Origin of the sequence: Micromonospora sp. NPDC000089, assembly GCF_042899365.1 — a bacterium.
Lineage (GTDB): Bacteria > Actinomycetota > Actinomycetes > Mycobacteriales > Micromonosporaceae > Micromonospora.
The window spans coordinates 39,127-57,226 of record NZ_JBIAZT010000012.1 but is presented as its reverse complement, the minus strand read 5'-3'; the positions used below and the strand labels follow the sequence as shown (position 1 = coordinate 57,226).

1 protein-coding gene (cut by a window edge) is annotated in these 18,100 nt (G+C 76.4%); it reads right to left on the bottom strand.

The window, feature by feature from the left end; genetic code table 11:
- Positions 1-244: 244 nt before the first annotated feature.
- Positions 245-18,100: the 3' portion of a type I polyketide synthase gene (locus tag ACFY3U_RS21305; RefSeq protein ID WP_387204286.1), read on the bottom strand. Its footprint extends 11,982 nt past the window's final position; 17,856 of the gene's 29,838 nt are visible here — the last part of the coding sequence; its start codon lies beyond the right edge, outside the window — the gene reads right to left on this strand; its stop codon occupies positions 245-247.

Genomic DNA, 18,100 nt, shown 5'->3' with positions numbered 1-18,100 from the left:
TCACGAATTGCGTTGACCGGCGCCCACCAGGTCTCACTTACGGTGAGGAAGGTAATTGCCTGGCCAGACGCGTCACAACCCCTAGCCCGCCCCTAGGGCCGCCCCTAGCAGGGACGCCGCCGCGAGGTGCGCAGGCTGGGCCGGTACGCCGCCGCGACCGACCCGGCCGGACCGGTCGCGGCGGCGTCCGCTAAGCCCCCGCGACCGGCGGGGCCGGGGCGCCCACAATGGTGCGCGAATTCGTTCAGAATTCGCCGCCCGGCCCGCCCAGCTCGCGGTGGATGAAATCGAACAGTTCGGCGTCGCTGGCCGCGTCGAGTGTGTCGGTCACCGGTGCCTCCGGCGTGCCCGCGCGCTCGTCGCCCCAGCGGGCGATGAACGCCTGCATCTGCACCAGCAGCTTCTGCCGGGTCAGCGGGTCCGGCGTGCCGGCGGTGAACAGGTCGTCCACCTTCTCCAGTTCGGCGAGCAGGCCGGTGGTGGCGGCGGCGCCGTCGGGCGCCAGCAGCGTCCGCAGGTGCCGGGCGAGCGCCAGCGGGGTCGGGTAGTCGAAGACCACACTGCCCGGCAGCGTGGCCCCGGTCGCGGCGCGCAACCGGTTACGCAGCTCGACCGCGGTCATCGAGTCGAATCCGACCTCGCGGAACGCCCGGCCGGGGCCGAGGTCGGCGGCGTCCGGGAGACCGAGCACCGCCGCGGCCTGGCCGGCGACGAGGTCGACCAGGATCGCGTCCCGCTCCGCGTCACCGAGCGGACGCAGCCGGTCCCGCAGCGCCGCCGCGGCGGCGTCATCCGCGGGCTGCTCGGCGTGCAGGCCGTGCAGCGCCTCGACGGCCTCGGGCAGGTCGGCGAAGAGCGGCCGGTCCCGGACCGCCGCGACGGCCGGCACGAACCGGTCCCACCGCACGTCGGCGACGACGAGCCGGTCGCCGTCGACGACCGCCTGGCGGAGCGCGGCGACGGCCAGCTCCGGGTCCATGCCGGGCAGGCCGCTGCGGCCCAGGTGGGCCAGGTCGGTGTCGGTGAGGCCGTCGGCCCAGGGGCCGAACGCCACCGACGTCACCGGCAGCCCGGCGTGCTGCCAACCGGCGGCAAGGACGTGCAGCAGCGCGTCGCCGGCCGCCTGCCCGTAACGCCCGCCGGAGCCCCACACGCCGGAGGTGGACGAGCAGACCACCAGCGCGCCGAGCGCGCGCTGTTCCACCTCGTCGGCGTACCGGGGCAGGTCACCGACGGTGGCGGTCAGGTCGGCGGCGAGGTCGGCCAGGGTGAGGTCGACAAGTGGCGCGGTGCCGGTGTCGGCCGGCACGTGCACCAGGCCGGTCACCGGCCGCCCGTCGGCGGCGAGCTGCGCCATCCGGTCGGCGAGCTTGCCGCCGGCCGTCTCGTCCAGCGGCACCACTGATGCGCCGGCCCGGTCGAGCCAGGCGGTGGTGTGCCGGGCGACCGGTCCGGCGCCGCCGGCGAGCAGGACGCTGCCCTGCGGCGTCCAGCCGCCGCCCGTACCGTCGGCCGGGCCGGTCGCCCGGACCAGCCGGCGCACCAGCAGGCCGGCGGCGCGGATCGCGAGCTGGTCCTCCCCCTCGCGGTTGGTCAGCGCGGTGAGCAGCCCGGCGGCGGCCTCGGCGGTCACCGCGCCGGGCAGGTCCACCAGACCACCGACGTGCCGGGGGTGTTCCAGCGCGGCGGCCAGGCCGAGGCCCCAGCTGGTGGCCTGCCACGGTCGGGTGGCGGCCTCGTCGTCGGTGGCGGCGGCCCCGGCGGTGGCGAGCCACAGCGGCACACCGGCGTCGCGGGCGACGTGCGCCTGGAGCAGCAGCAGGTTGGCCGCGAGCCCGGCCGGCAGGGCGTCCTGCCCGGGGTGCGGGGCCTCGTCCAGCGCGAGCAGCGACAGCAGCGCGGTGGGCCGGTGGTCGGTCTCGGCCCGGGCCAGGGCGTCGGCGAGGCCGTCCCGGTCCGCGGTGGCCGGGTCGACGGTGAGCAGCCGTACGTCGGCGCCGCCGGCCCGCAGCGCGTCGGCGACCGTGTCGGCGGTCTCGCGGGGCGGCGCGACAAGCAGCCAGCGGCCCGGCTCGCCGCCGGTCAACGGGCGCCGGTGCCAGGTGACCCGGTAGCGCCAGCCGGCCAGCACGCCGTCCTGGCGGCGCCGGCGTCGCCACGCGTCGAGCTGTGGTAGCACGTCACGCAGCGGCTGCCCGGTGTCGATGCCGAGCCGGTCCAGGTCGCCGTCGCCGACCGCCCGCCAGAACTCGCCGTCGTCCGCCGCCGCGCCGCCGACCGGGGTGGTCAGCGTGGGCCAGTACCGCTGCGGCTGGAACGCGTACGTGGGCAGCTCGGGCAGGTCCCGCGCGGCGGGGCGGGGGCCGGCCAGCGGCGTCAGCAGCGCCGGCCAGTGCGGGTCCCGCCCGGCCGCGTAGCCGGTGGCGACCGCGGTGAGCAGGCTGGTGACCTCCGGTACGCCGGCCCGCAGCGCGGCGACCGCGGTGGTGTCGTCGGGGAGCAGGTCGGCGTTCATCGGGGTCAGCACCGCGGCGGGCCCGAGTTCCAGGAACGTGTCCACGCCGGTGTCCCGCAGCGCGGCGATCCCGTCGGCGTACCGGACCGCCTCGCGCACGTGCCGCACCCAGTAGTCCGGCGTCCGCAGGTCGTCGCCCGCCGCGAGCGCGCCGGTCAGGTTGGACACCACCGGCAGCAGCGGCGCGGCGAAGCTCAACCCGTCGAGCACGGTCCGGAACTCGGCCAGCATCGGCGCCATCAGCGGGCTGTGGAACGCGTGGCTCACGGTGAGCCGGCGGGTGCGGACACCCCGCTCCCGCCAGGCGCGCTCGATCCCGTCCAGCGCGTCGGTCGGGCCGGACACCACCACCGACGAGGGGCCGTTGACCGCCGCGATCCCGACCTCCGGGTGCCCGGCGACCGACGCGGCCACCTCGGCCTCGGGCGCGGCGACCGCCAGCATCCCGCCGCCGGTCGGCAGCGCCTGCATCAGCCGGCCGCGCGCGGCGACGAGCGTGCACGCGTCGGTCAGGGACAGCACACCCGCCACGTGGGCGGCGACGATCTCGCCGACCGAGTGACCACCGACGGCGTCCGGCACGATCCCGAACGACTCGACGAGGCGGAACAGCGCCACCTCGACCGCGAACAGTCCGGCCTGGGTGAACTGCGTCTGGTCCAGCAGGTCACCGTCGTCGAACAGCACCGGCTTGAGCGGCTGCGGCAGCAGCGGGTCGAGGTGCGCGCACACCTCGTCCAGCGCGGCGGCGAACTCCGGGAACGCCGCGGACAGCTCGCGGCCCGTGCCGGCGCGCTGCGCGCCCTGCCCGGAGAAGAGGATCCCGAGTCGGCCGGTCCGTGCCGGCGCGGCCGGGACGAGCGCCGGGTGGGTGTCGCCGGCGGCGAGCGCGGTCAGCGCGGCCAGCCGGGTCGCCGGGTCGGCGGCGACCACCACGGCCCGGTGGGCCAGGTGCGCCCGGCCCTCCACCAGCGCCCAGGCGACCGCGCCGGGGTCGACAGCGGCCAGCGGACCGGCCGGGCCCGCCGGATCGACCGGGTCGGCGGCGGCCGGGTCGGCGAGTTGCCGGGCCAGGCGGTCGGCCTGGTCCCGCAGGCCGGCCGCGGTCGCGGCGCTGACCGGCCACGGCAGCGCCACGTCGGCGCGCGACGCGGCGCTCGGCTCCGCGGCGGCGGTCCGGTCCGCGTCGGCGCGCGGCGCTTCGGTCGGGTCCGTGTTCGCCCGTCCCTGCCCGGTGTCGCTCTCGTCCGGGGTGTGGCCTGCCGCCACGGTGGCGGTGCGGTCGTCGGCGGCACCGGTGGTCGGCGCCTCCTCCAGGATCACGTGGGCGTTGGTGCCGCTGATGCCGAACGACGAGACGCCGGCCCGGCGCGGCGAGCCGCCGGCCGTCCACGGGCGCGCCTCGGTGAGCAGCGCCAGCGGGCCGGACGCCCAGTCCACGTGCGGCGTGGGCGCGTCGACGTGCAGCGTGGCCGGGAGCGTCGCGTGGCGCAGCGCCAGCACCATCTTGATCAGGCTGGCCGCACCGGCGGCGGCCTGAGTGTGGCCCAGGTTCGACTTGACCGACCCGAGCCAGAGCGGCCGGTCGGCCGGCCGGTCCGGCCCGTACGCGGCGGCGAGCGCCTGCGCCTCGATCGGGTCGCCGAGCGTGGTGCCGGTGCCGTGCGCCTCGATCGCGTCGATGTCGGCCGGGGTCAGGCCGGCGTTGGCCAGAGCGGCCCGGATGACGCGCTGCTGGGCGGGCCCGTTCGGGGCGGTCAGCCCGTTGGACGCGCCGTCCTGGTTGACCGCGCTGCCGCGTACCACGGCGAGGATGCGCCGGCCGTCGCGTTCCGCGTCGGAGAGGCGTTGCAGCAGCAGCACGCCGACGCCCTCGCCCCAGCCGGTGCCGTCCGCGGCGGCGGCGAACGCCTTGACCCGGCCGTCCTCGGCGAGCCCACGCTGCCGGGAGAACTCCAGGAACGCGCCCGGCGTGGACATCACTGTCACGCCGCCCGCGAGGGCCAGGTCGCACTCACCGGAGCGCAGCGCCTGTGCGGCCAGGTGCAGCGCCACCAGCGACGACGAGCAGGCCGTGTCGACGGTGACGGCGGGCCCGTGCAGGCCGAACGCGTACGCCAGCCGGCCGGAGACGACTGACGCGCCGTTGCCGGTGGCCTGGTAGCCCTCCACCTCGGACCGGGCGCCCAGCAGCAACGTGGCGTAGTCCTGCCCGTTGGTGCCCATGAACACGCCGGTGGCGGTGCCGCGTACCCGGTGCGGGTCCATGCCGGCGTGCTCGAACGCCTCCCAGGTGGTGTGCAGCAGCAGCCGCTGCTGCGGGTCCATGGCGAGCGCCTCGCGCGGGTTGATGCCGAAGAACGCGGCGTCGAAACCGGCCACGTCGGCCAGGAAGCCGCCGCTGCGGGTGTAGCTGGTGCCGACGCGTTCCGGGTCGCTGTCGAACAGTCCGTCGAGGTCCCAGCCCCGGTCCGTGGGCATCGGCGTGACCGCGTCCCCGCCGTCGGCGAGCAGCCGCCACAGCTCCTGCGGGGAGGACACCCCGCCGGGGAAACGGCAGGCCATCGACACGATGGCGATGGGTTCGTCAGCGGCCGGCCGGGCCGTCCGGACGACCTCGGCGGGAACGTCCGCGCCGGCCACCACCTCGGTACGCAGGAAGCGCGCCAGCTCGGCCGCCGACGGGTGGTCGAACACCACTGTCGAGGGCAGCGTGGCGCCGGTCGCCCGACCCAGCCGGTCCCGCAGTTGCACGGCGGCCAGCGAGTCGAAGCCGAGTTCGCGGAACGCCCGACCGGCGGGCACCTGGTCGGTGGAGGTGTGCCCGAGCACCGCCGCGGCCTCGGCGCGTACCAGGTCGAGCAGGAGCGTCTCCTGCCCGGCGGCCGGCAGCGCGGCGAGCCGGGCGCGGAGGCCGCCGTCGCCGCTGGTCTCCGGCTGCTCCCGGTCCACGCGGACGGCCGGGGCGACCCGGTCGAACAGGTGGCTGGGCCGGGCCGCGGTGTACGCCGCGATGAACCGGGACCAGTCCACGCCGGCGATCACCGGGGCCGGTTCGGGGGTGTTGACCCAGCGGCCCAGCGCGGCCACGGCGGTGGCCGGTGGCAGCGGGTCGAGGCCACGCCGGCGCAGCCCGTCCGCCGTCTCGCCGGCGGCCATGCCATCGGCGGCCCACGGTCCGTAGGCGAGCGCGGTGGCGGGCAGGCCGGCGGCGCGGCGGGCCGCGACCAGCGCGTCGAGCAGGGCGTTGCCGGCGGCGTAGCCGGCCTGCCCGCCGCCGCCCCACACGCCGGCGACGGAGGAGAACACCACGAACGCGTCCAGGTCGCGGCCCTGGCAGGCGGCGTCCAGGTGGATTGCGCCGAGCGCCTTGCCGGACAGGGTGCCGGCCAGATCGTCGGTGGTCAGGTCCGTCACGGCGGCGGGGTCGCCGGCGACGCCGGCGGTGTGCACCACGGCGGTCAGCTGCGGCAGGCCGGCCACCAGGTCGCTGACGGCGACCGGGTCGCTGACGTCGCAGGCGACCACCCGCACCGCGCCGGGCAGGTCGGCCAGCTCGGTGGCGCCGGGGGCGGCGGGGCCGCGCCGGGAGGCCAGCACCACCTCGTCGGCCCCGTGTGTCAGCAGCCACCGGGCCACGTGCCGGCCCAGCGCGCCGGTGCCGCCGGTGACCAGCACGGTCCCGCGCGGCTGCCAGCCGCCGCCGGCCGGCGGTGCCGCCGGCAGGAGGCGGCGGACGAAGACGCCGGTACGGCGTACGGCCACCTGGTCGTGGCTGCCGTCGGCGAGCACCGCGACGAGCGCGGCGCGGGTGTTCCGGTCGGCGCGGGCGGGCAGGTCGATCAGGCCGCCCCACCGGTCCGGGCGTTCCAGGGCGACGACCCGGCCAAGGCCCCAGGCGGACGCGGCCCGCACGTCGCCGCCCCGGTCGCCGGGAGCGACGGGCAGCGCGGCGCGGCTGAGCGCCCACACCCGGCCGGGCAGGTCGGTGTCGCTGAGCGCCTGGACGAGTGCGAGCAGCGCGGCGGTGCCGGCGGGGACGGCCGGGGTGTGGTCGAGCGGCCGGTCCTGGTGGGGCAGGACGCAGAGCACGCCGGCCCAGCCCTGCTCGCCGAGTCGCCGTAGCCGTTCCCCGAGGTCCCGCCGGTCGGTGTCGGCGGTGACGGTGAGCGTGTCGACCCGCGCGCCGGCGCCGGTGAGCGTCTTCGCGACGCCCGCGTCTGCGCCGCCACCTACGGTGACGACCAGCCACCGGCCGGCCAGCCCGGTCGCGGAGGCGGGCCGCACCGGTTCCCACCCGATCCGGTACGCGGGGGCGTCCGACCGGGTGCGTGCCCGGTGCCAGTCGGCCAGCACCGGCAGTGCGGAGCGGAGTGCGTCGGCGGCGGTGTCGTCGCCGAGGTGCGCGGCCAGCGCGGCCGGGTCGCCGCTCTCCACGGCGGCCCAGAACTCGGCGTCCGGCCCGTCGGTCCGGGCGGGCGTGTCGGGCCAGAACCGTTGCCGTTGGAACGCGTACGTGGGCAGGTCGACGCGGGTCGCGCCGGTGCCGGCGAACCAGGGCGCCCAGTCGACGGGCACCCCGTGCACGTGCAGTTCGGCCAGCACGGCCAGCAGCGCGTCCCGCTCGTCGCGGTCGTGGCGCTGGGCGGCGACCGCCCGTACGCCGTCGGCCTGGTCGGGAATCAGCGCGGTGAGCACACTGCGCGGGCCGATCTCCAGGAACGTGTCCGTGCCGGCGTCGCGCAGCGCGGTCACGCCGTCGGCGAACCGCACCGCCTCCCGCACGTGCCGCACCCAGTAGTCCGGCGTGCGGAGGTCGTCGCCCGCCGCCAGCGCGCCGGTCACGTTGGACACGACCGGCAGCAGCGGCGCGGCGAACGTCAGCCCCGCCAGCACTGATCGGAACTCGGCCAGCATGGGCTCCATCAGCGGGCTGTGGAACGCGTGGCTGACGGTCAGCCGCCGGGTGCGCACGCCGCGCTCCTGCCAGTGGCGCGTGAGCGCGTCGAGCGCGTCGAGCGGTCCGGACACCACCACCGCCGTCGGTCCGTTGACCGCCGCGATCCCGATCTCCGCGTGGTCCGCGATCGACGCGGCCACCTCGGCCTCGGGGGCCGCGACCGCCAGCATTCCGCCGCCGGCGGGGAGCGCCTGCATCAACCGGCCCCGCGCCGCGACCAGCGCACACGCGTCCGGCAGCGACAACACACCCGCCACGTACGCGGCGGTGACCTCACCGATCGAGTGCCCACCGACGAAGTCGGGGGTCACCCCGAACGACTCGACGAGGCGGAACAGCGCCACCTCGACCGCGAACAGCCCGGCCTGCGTGAACTGGGTCTGGTCCAGCAGATCGGTGTCGCCGAACAGCACCGGCTGCAACGGCTGCGGCAGCAGCGGGTCCAGGTGTGCGCAGACCTCGTCCAACGCGGCGGCGAACACACCGAACGCCTCGGACAACTCCCGACCCATGCCGGCACGCTGCGCGCCCTGCCCGGAGAACAGCACCGCGACCCGGTCCCGCCGCTCCCGACCACCGGCGACCACCGCGCCGGACGGCTCACCGGCCGCCAACGCCCGCAGCCCAGCCAGCAGGTCGTCCCGGTCGGCGGCGGCCACCACGGCCCGCTGCTCCATCGCCGCCCGGGTGACCGTCGACGACCAGCCAACGTCGGCCGGTCGGGCCGTCTCGTCACCGGCCAGCCAGGCCGCCCACCGGCCGGCCTGCGCGGCGAGCGCGGCGTCGGTACGGGCGGACAGCAGCACCGGCACCGGCCGGGCTTGGGCCGGGTCCTCCGCGGCGTCCCGGTTCCCGGTCTCCGCGGTGTCACCGGGGATCACCGGGCCGGCCGGGGCGGCGTCGGCGGGTGGCTGTTCCAGGATGACGTGGGCGTTGGTGCCGGAGATGCCGAACGACGACACCGCCGCCCGCCGGGGCCGATCCACCACCGGCCACGGCGTCGGCGCCGTCGCCAACTCCACCGCCCCGGCACTCCAGTCGATGTGCGGCGACGGCTCGTCCACGTGCAGCGTCGGCGGGACGATGCCGTGCCGCATCGCCAGGACCATCTTGATGATCCCGGCGACCCCCGCTGCGGCCTGGGTGTGGCCGATGTTCGACTTCACGGAGCCGAGCAGCAGCGGCTGGTCGCGGTCCTGCCCATAGGTGGCGAGCAGCGCCTGCGCCTCGATCGGGTCACCGAGCGTGGTGCCGGTGCCGTGCGCCTCCACCGCGTCCACGTCGGCGGTGGTCAGCCGCGCGTTGGCCAGGGCCTGTCGGATGACGCGTTGCTGCGACGGACCGTTCGGCGCGGTCAACCCGTTGGACGCGCCGTCCTGGTTGACCGCGCTGCCCCGCACCACGGCCAGGACGCGGCGGCCCTCGCGTTGCGCGTCGGAGAGTCGCTGCACCAGCAGCACGCCGGTGCCCTCGCCCCAGCCGGTGCCGTCGGCGGCGGCCGCGAACGACTTGCAGCGGCCGTCCGGGGACAGACCACGCTGGCGGGAGAACTCGATGAACGTGCCCGGCGTCGCCATCACCGTCACGCCGCCGGCCAGGGCCAGATCGCACTCCCCGGACCGCAACGCCTGCACCGCCAGGTGCAACGCCACCAGCGACGACGAACACGCGGTGTCCACCGTGACCGCCGGGCCCTCCAGCCCGAACGAGTACGCCACCCGGCCGGACAGCACGCTGCCCGACGTGCCGACGCCCACGTAGCCCTCGACCTCGGCTGGCAGTTCCACCAGCCGCGTGGCGTAGTCGTGGTACATGACCCCGGCGAACACGCCGGTCCGCGAACCGCGCAGCCCGGCCGGGTTTACCCCGGCCGACTCGAACGCCTCCCACGACGTCTCCAGCAGCAGCCGCTGCTGCGGGTCCATGGCCAGGGCCTCACGCGGCGAGATGCCGAAGAAGCCGGGGTCGAAGTCGGCGGCGTCGTAGAGGAAGCCGCCCTGCGTCGCGTACGACGTGCCGCTGCGGTCCGGGTCGCTGTCGAACAGCGACCCGAGGTCCCAGCCCCGGTCGGCCGGGAACTCGGAGATGCCGTCCCCACCGGCGGCCAGCAACTCCCACAGCTGCTCCGGGTTCTCCACCCCGCCGGGATAGCGGCACGCCATGCCGACGATCGCCACCGGCTCGTCCAGGCCGGTCGGGACGGCGGCCCGCGCGGTTGCCGGTTCCGGCCGGCTTCCGGCCAGTTCGGACCACACCTGTCCGGCGAGCGCGGCCGGCGTCGGGTAGTCGAACACCAGCGTGGACGGCAGCCGCAGCCCGGTGGCGGCGTTGACCCGGTTGCGCAGGTCCACCGCGGTCAGCGAGTCGAAGCCGAGCTCCTGGAACGCCCGGTCGGCCGGCACCGCGCCGGCCCCGGCGTGGCCGAGCACCTGCGCGACCAGGCCCCGGACCAGCAGGTCGACCTCGGCGCGGGCCTCGTCGTCGGTGAGTCGGGCGAGCCGGTCGGCCCAGCCACCGGCCCCGGCGAGGCGCCGGCCGGCGGGACGGCCGACGAGCGTGGCCAGGATCGCCGGTGCGGGTGCGCCGGCGGTCGCCGCGCGCAGCGCCGGCACGTCGATCACGGTGGGCACGAGCTGCGGTCGACCGGTGGCGAGCGCGGCGTCGAACAGGTCCAGACCGGTCTGCACGCTCATCGGCGTCAACCCGGCCCGCGCCGACCGCTGCCGTTCCCCCTCCGACAACGAGGCCGCCATCCCGGCGGTGTACCACATCCCCCACGCCAACGACACCGCCGGCAAACCCTCGTGCCGACGCCACACCGCCAACCCGTCCAGGAACGCGTTGCCCGCCGCGTACGCGGCCTGGCCCGGCGAGCCGAGCACCCCGGCGACGGACGAGAACAACACGAACAGGTCCAGGTCGAGATGCCGGGTGGCCTCGTGCAGCCACCACGCCGCCGTGGCCTTCGGCGCGAGCACGTTCGCCAACCGCTCCGCGCTGATCGACGACACCACCCCGTCGTCCAACACCCCGGCGGTGTGCACCACCCCGGCGAGCCGACCCTCCACACCCGCGACCAGGCGGGCGACCTGATCCCGATCGGTCACGTCACACGCCAGCACCGACACCGACGCGCCCAACCCGGACAACCGTTCGACGAGCGCGTCCGCGCCCGGCGCGGCCGGGCCCTGCCGCGACACCAACGCCAGCGACCGCACCCCGTGCCCGGTGACGAGGCGCTCCGCCACCAGGGCGCCCAACGCGCCGGTGCCGCCGGTCACCAGCACCGTGCCGGCACCGATCTCACGCCTGACGTGGTCCGGCACCGACGCTTCGTCGGTGGCGGCCCGACCGTCGACCGTCGGCGTGTGCCCGGCGTCCGTGATGGCGGGCGCGGCGCGGACCAGGCGCGGCGTCAGCACCGCGTCACCGCGTACCGCCACCTGCCCACCGGTGCCCGGCAGGTCGCCGAGCACACCGGCCAGCACCGACAGCACCCCGCCGTCGACGTCCCGATCCAGATCGGCCAGCACGATCCGCTCCGGATGCTCCGACTGCGCCGACCGCACCAACCCCCACACCGCCGCACCCGCCAGATCGGTCACCCGATCCCCCGCTGCCGCCACCACCGCGCCCCGGGTCGTCACCACCAACCGCGACTCGGCAAGCGGCTCCGCCGCCAACCACGCCTGCACCACCGCCAACACATCCGACGCCACCACCCGCACCGCGTCCGGCACGTCCACGCCGGACGGCACCGCGACCGGTAGCACCAGCGTGTGCGGCAGCCCCTCCCCCGCGTCGAGCACCGCCGACACGTCCCGATACGACGACAGCCCGTCGACGGACGCACCGAGCACCGCCCAGCCGGTCGCCTGACCGGCCGACGTCTCCGCGGACTGCCAGCGCACCTCGTACAGGGACCGGTTCGCGGCGCCGGACGTGGGCAGGCCGGTCATCTCGCGCAGGACCAGGGAGTCCACCGACACGACAGGTGCGCCGCTCTCGTCGGCGGCGACCAGCCGGACCGCGTCTCCGGTGCGAGACAGCCGGACCCGCAGCAGGGTGGCGCCGGTGGCGTGCACCTGGACGCCCTCGAACGCGAACGGCACCCGGGGGCCGCCGGTCCCGCCGTCCGGCAGCAGCCCGATCGGGTGCAGGGCGGCGTCCAGCAGCGCCGGGTGGAGCCCGAACCGGGCCGCGTCGGCGGTCATGTCGTCCGGCAGGGCGATCTCGGCGTACGCCTCGCCGTCGCCGGTCCAGGCGCGGCGCAGGCCTCGGAACGCCGGCCCGTACGCCAGGCCGTGCGCCGCGAGCGTGTCGTACCAGCCGGTCAGGTCGACCTCGGTCGCGTCGACCGGCGGCCAGGCCCCGACGGCCGGTTCGTCGGCGGTGGGCGGTTCGAGGATGCCGTCGGCGTGCCGGGTCCAGCCCGCCTCGGGGTCGTCGTCGGGGCGGGAGTGGACGGTGACGGTGCGGCGGGTGCCGCTGCCGTCGACGCGTACCTGGATGCGCAGGCGGCCGGTGTCCGGCAGGACCAGCGGAGTGGCGACGGTGAGTTCGCGCAGCCGGGACACGCCGGCCTCGTCGCCGGCCCGGACGGCGAGTTCGACGAGCGCCGCGCCGGGCAGCAGCGTGGTGCCGGCCACCGCGTGGTCGGCCAGCCAGGGGTGGGTGGCGAGGGAGAGCTGGCCGGTGAGGACCACCTCGCCGTCGCCGGCCAGGTCGACGGTGGCGCCGAGCAGCGGGTGCGCGGCGTCGCTCAGCCCGGCCCCGGACACGTCGCCCCGGCGGCGGGCGGTCGCCGGCCAGTAGCGCCGGTGCGCGAACGCGTAGGTGGGCAGGTCGACGCGGGTCGCGCCGGTGCCGGCGAACCACGGCGCCCAGTCGACGCGGACGCCGTGCACGTGCAGCTCGGCCAGCCCGGCCAGCAACGCGTCCGCCTCGTCCCGGTCCCGGCGCTGCACCGCGGTTGCGACGACGGTCTCGTCGTCGGGCAGGATCTCGGCGGTCATCGCGGTGAGCACGCTCTGCGGGCCGATCTCCAGGAACGTGTCCACCCCGGCCGCCCGCAGCGCGGTCACACCGTCGGCGAACCGCACCGCCTCCCGCACGTGCCGCACCCAGTAGTCCGGCGTGCGCAGGTCGTCGCCCGCCGCCAGCGCGCCGGTCACGTTGGACACGATCGGCAGCAGCGGCGCGGCGAACGTCAACCCGTCGAGGACCGTACGGAACTCGGCCAGCATCGGCTCCATCAGCGGGCTGTGGAACGCGTGCGACACGGTCAGCCGACGCGTCCGCACCCCCCGCTCCCGCCACGCACGGTCGACCTCGTCGAGCGCGTCCAGGTCACCGGAGACCACTGTCGACGACGGGCCGTTGACGGCCGCAACGCCCAGCGTTCCGTGGTCCGCGATCGACGCGGCCACCTCGGCCTCCGGCGCCGCGACCGCCAACATCCCACCACCGGCCGGCAACGCCTGCATCAGCCGGCCCCGCGCCGCCACCAGCGCACACGCGTCCGGCAGCGACAACACACCCGCCACGTACGCGGCGGTGACCTCACCGATCGAGTGCCCACCCACGAAGTCCGGGGTCACCCCGAACGACTCCACCAGACGGAACAACGCCACCTCGACCGCGAACAGCCCGGCCTGCGTGAACCGCGTCTGGTCCAGCAGATCGGTGTCGCCGAACAGCACCGGCTGCAACGGCTGCGGCAGCAGCGGGTCCAGGTGCGCGCACACCTCGTCCAACGCGGCGGCGAACACCGGAAACGCCTCGGACAACTCCCGACCCATGCCGGCACGCTGCGCGCCCTGCCCGGAGAACAGCACCGCGACCCGGTCCCGCTGCTCCCGACCACCGGCGACCACTACGGCGGACGGCTCACCGGCCGCCAACGCCCGCAGCCCGGCCAGCAGGTCGTCCCGGTCGGTGACGGCGAGCACAGCGCGTTGTTCCAGTGGGGTACGGGTGGTGGCGGACGACCATCCGACGTCGACCGGACGGAGCGTCTCGTCGCCGGCCAACCAGGCCACCCAGCGGCCGGCCTGCGCGGCGAGCGCCCCGTCGGTACGCGCCGACAGCAGCACCGGCACCGGCCCGCCCGCGGTCACGTCGCCGGAGTCGTCCGCGCCTCCGGGCAGGACGTCGCCGGCGCCGGGCACGTCACCGTCGGCCGTCGGACCGGCCGGTTCGCCGGCAGGTGGCTGTTCCAGGATGACGTGGGCGTTGGTGCCGGAGATCCCGAACGACGACACCGCCGCCCGACGCGGCCGGTCCACCACCGGCCACGGGGTCGCCTCCGTCGCCAGGCTCACCGCCCCGGCCGTCCAGTCGACGTGCGGCGACGGCTCGTCCACGTGCAGCGTCGGCGGGACGATGCCATGGCGCATCGCCAGGACCATCTTGATGATCCCGGCGACCCCGGCCGCGGCCTGCGTGTGACCCAGGTTCGACTTCACCGACCCGAGCAACAGCGGCGTCTCCCGGTCCTGCCCGTACGTCGCCAACACCGCCTGCGCCTCGATCGGGTCACCGAGCGTGGTGCCGGTGCCGTGCGCCTCCACCGCGTCCACGTCGGCGGTGCTCAGCCGCGCGTTCGCCAGAGCCTGCCGGATCACCCGCTGCTGCGACGGACCGTTCGGCGCGGTCAACCCGTTCGACGCGCCGTCCTGGTTCACCGCCGTACCCCGCACCACCGCGAGAATCCGCCGGCCCTCACGACGCGCGTCGGAGAGCCGCTGCACCAGCAGCACGCCGACGCCCTCGGACCAGCCCGTGCCGTCGGCGGACGCGGCGAACGAGCGGCAGCGGCCGTCCGGGGACAGACCACGCTGCCGGGAGAACTCGATGAACGTGCCGGGCGTCGCCATCACCGTCACGCCACCGGCGAGCGCCAGGTCGCACTCGCCCGAGCGCAACGCCTGCCCGGCCAGGTGCAGCGCGACGAGCGACGACGAGCAGGCGGTGTCCACGGTGACGGCCGGGCCCTCCAGCCCGAACGTGTACGCGACCCGGCCGGACAGCACGCTGCCGGAGGTGCCGGTGCCGACGTAGCCCTCGGCGTCCGGCGGCAGGTCGGCCAGCCGGGAGGCGTAGTCGTGGTACATGACCCCGGCGAACACGCCGGTACGCGAGCCGCGCAACGCCGCCGGGTCCACGCCGGCGGACTCGAAGCTCTCCCAGGACGCCTCCAGCAGCAGCCGCTGCTGCGGGTCCATGGCGACCGCCTCGCGGGGCGAGATGCCGAAGAAGTCGGGGTCGAAGTCGGCGGCGCCGGCCAGGAAGCCGCCGTGCCGGGCGTACGAGGTGCCGGCGTGGTCCGGGTCCGGGTCGTAGAGCGTGTCGAGGTCCCAGCCCCGGTCGGCGGGGAACTCGACGATGCCGTCCCGCCCCGACGACAGGAGCTGCCAGAGCTGCTCCGGGTTGTCGACGCCGCCGGGATACCGGCAGGCCATGCCGACGATGGCGATCGGCTCGTCGGTGTCGACCGCCCGCACCGCCGCGCGGCGGGCGCTGATCCGGCCGGAGACCTGTTCGTAGAGGTGTTCGGCGAGCGCCGCCGGGCTGGGGTGGTCGAAGACGAGCGTGGACGGCAACCGCAGCCCGGTGGCCGCGTTGACCCGGTTGCGCAGGTCCACCGCGGTCAGCGAGTCGAACCCGAGTTCCCGGAAGGCCCGGTCGGCCGGCACCGCGCCGGCCCCGGCGTGGCCGAGCACCTGCGCGACCAGGCCCCGGACCAGCAGGTCGACCTCGGCGCGGGCGTCCTGCGGGTCGAGGCCGGCGAGCCGGTCGGCCCAGTCGCCGCCCGCGCCGGCCTGCCGTCGGGCCGCGGTCGGACCGACCAGGGTACGCAGCACCGCCGGCACCGGGCCGGCGCCGAGCGCGGACCGCAACGCCGGTACGTCGACGACGGCCGGCACGAGCACCGGACGGCCCTCGGCGAGCGCGGCGTCGAACAGGTCCAGACCGGTCTGCACGCTCATCGGTGTCAACCCGGCCCGCGCCGACCGCTGCCGTTCCCCCTCCGACAACGACGCCGCCATCCCGGCGGTGTCCCACATCCCCCACGCCAGGCTGATCCCGGGCAGTCCGTCCTGCCGGCGTCGTGCCGCCAGCGCGTCCAGGAACGCGTTGCCCGCCGCATAGGCGGCCTGCCCCGGCGAGCCGAGCACCCCGGCAACCGACGAGAACAACACGAACAGGTCCAGCTCACGGTCGCGGGTCGCCTCGTGCAGCCACCACGCCGCCGTCACCTTCGGCGCCAACACCGCCGCCAGCCGCTCCGGGCTGATCGACGACACCACCCCGTCGTCCAGCACACCGGCGGTGTGCACCACCCCCGCGAGCCGACCCTCCACACCCGCCACCAGACGCACGACCTGATCCCGATCGGTCACGTCACACGCCACCACCGACACCGACGCACCCAGCCCGGACAACCGCTCGACCAGCGCGTCCGCGTCCGGCGCAGCCGGCCCCTGCCGCGACACCAGCACCAGCGACCGCACCCCGTACCCGGTGACCAGATGCGCCGCCACCAACGCGCCCAACGCGCCGGTGCCACCGGTCACCAGCACCGTGCCGTCCCGCACCACCCGCTCGGCACCGTCCGACGCCGGTTCGGTCGGCACCGGGTCGGCCGGGGCCGGAACGCCCGGCGTCGAGGCGGCGCGGACCAGGCGGGGCACGAACACCCGGCCGTCCCGTACCGCGAGTTGACCGCCGGTCGGGTCGGTGACCGCGTGCGCGAGCACGGCGAGCGTCCGGTCGTCCGGATCGGCGTCGAGGTCGGCCAGCACCATCCGGCCGGGGTGTTCGGACTGCGCGGAGCGCAGCAGACCCCAGACGGCGGCACCGGCCAGATCGGTCACCGGGTCGTCGTCGCCGACGGAGACCGCGCCCCGGGTGAGGACCACGAGCGGGGTGCCGGCGAGCGCGTCGGCGGCCAGCCAGGACCGCACGGTGCCGAGCACGTCGGTGGTGACCACGCGCACCGCGTCGGGAGTCGGGAGGTCGGCGGTGGGCAGCGGCAGCAGGAGCGCCCGCGGGGCCGGGTCGTGGCCGGCGTCGACCGCGCCGAGCAACGCCGCGACGCCCGGGTACACCGGCAGCCCGAGGTCGGAGCCGGTCACGCCGGACTCGGCCGGGTCGACACCGGTCCCAGCGAGCACGGCCCAGCCGGACGGGGCGTCGGCCGGCGTGACGTCCTCCGGCTGCCAGTGGAGCGCGTACAGGGACCGGGCCGCGACGTTCGGGACGACCGTGCCGGTCAGCTCCCGCAGCGCCAGCGTGTCGATCGACACCACGGGCGCGCCGGCGGTGTCCGCGGCGACCAGGCGGACGGTGGTGCCGGTGCGGGTGAGCCGCACCCGCAGGGCACGGGCCCCGGTGGCGTGCACCTGGAGGCCCTCGACGGTGAACGGCACGCGCGGGCCGTCGCCGGCGAGCAGTAGCCCGACCGGGTGCAGCGCGGCGTCCAGCAGCGCCGGGTGGACGCCGAACCGGGACGCCTCGCCGGCTGCGTCGTCGCCGAGCGCGACCTCGGCGTACGCCTCGCCGTCGCCGGTCCAGAGCCGGCGCAGGCCCTGGAACACCGGCCCGTAGGTGAGGCCGTGTCCGGCCAGCGCCGGGTACCAGTCGGTGAGGTCCACCTCGGTCAGCCCGGCGGGCGGCCAGGCGTCGACGGTGGGTTCGACGGCGGACGCGGGTTCCAGCACGCCGTCGGCGTGTGCGGTCCACTCGACGTCGCCGTCGGCCTGGGAGTGGATGGCGACCGGTCGGCCGCCGGTGGCGTCGGGGGCGCCGACGCTCACCTGCACCCGCACGCCGCCGGTCGCCGGCAGCACCAGCGGCGCGGTGAGCGTGAGGTCGCGTACCCGGGGGGTGCCGGCCTCGTCGCCGGCCCGGACGGCCAGTTCGGTGAGCGCGGTGCCGGGCACCAGCACGGCGCCGGCCACCAGATGGTCGGCGAGCCACGGGTGGGTGGTCGCCGACAGCCGGCCGGTCAGCACCACCAGGTCCGCGCCGGCCACGGTGACGGCGGCGCCGAGCAGCGGGTGGGCGGCGTCGCCGAGCCCGGCGCCGCTGACGTCGCCGGGGCGGGGGCGGCCGGTGGGCAGCCAGTAGCGCTGGTGCCGGAACGCGTACGTGGGCAGGTCGACCCGGGTCGCGCCGGTGCCGGCGAACCACTGCGGGAAGGAGACCGGCACGCCGTGCACGTGCAGGTCGGCCAGCGCGGCCAGCAGGGCGGCGGTCTCGTCGCGGTCCCGTCGTTGGCCGGCGACGGCGAGCGCGTCGGGCAGGATGTCGCCGGTCAGCGCGGTGAGCACGCTCTGCGGGCCGATCTCCAGGAACGTGTCCGCGCCGGCGTCGCGCAGCGCGGTGATCCCGTCGGCGTAGCGGACCGCCTCGCGGACGTGCCGCACCCAGTAGTCGGCGCGGGTCAGGTCGGCCGGGTCGGCGAGCGCGCCGGTCAGGTTGGACACCACCGGCAGCAGCGGCGCGGAGAAGCTCAACCGGTCGAGCACGGCCCGGAACTCGGCGAGCATCGGTTCCATCAGCGGGCTGTGGAACGCGTGCGACACCGTCAGCCGGCGGGTGCGGACGCCCCGTTCCCG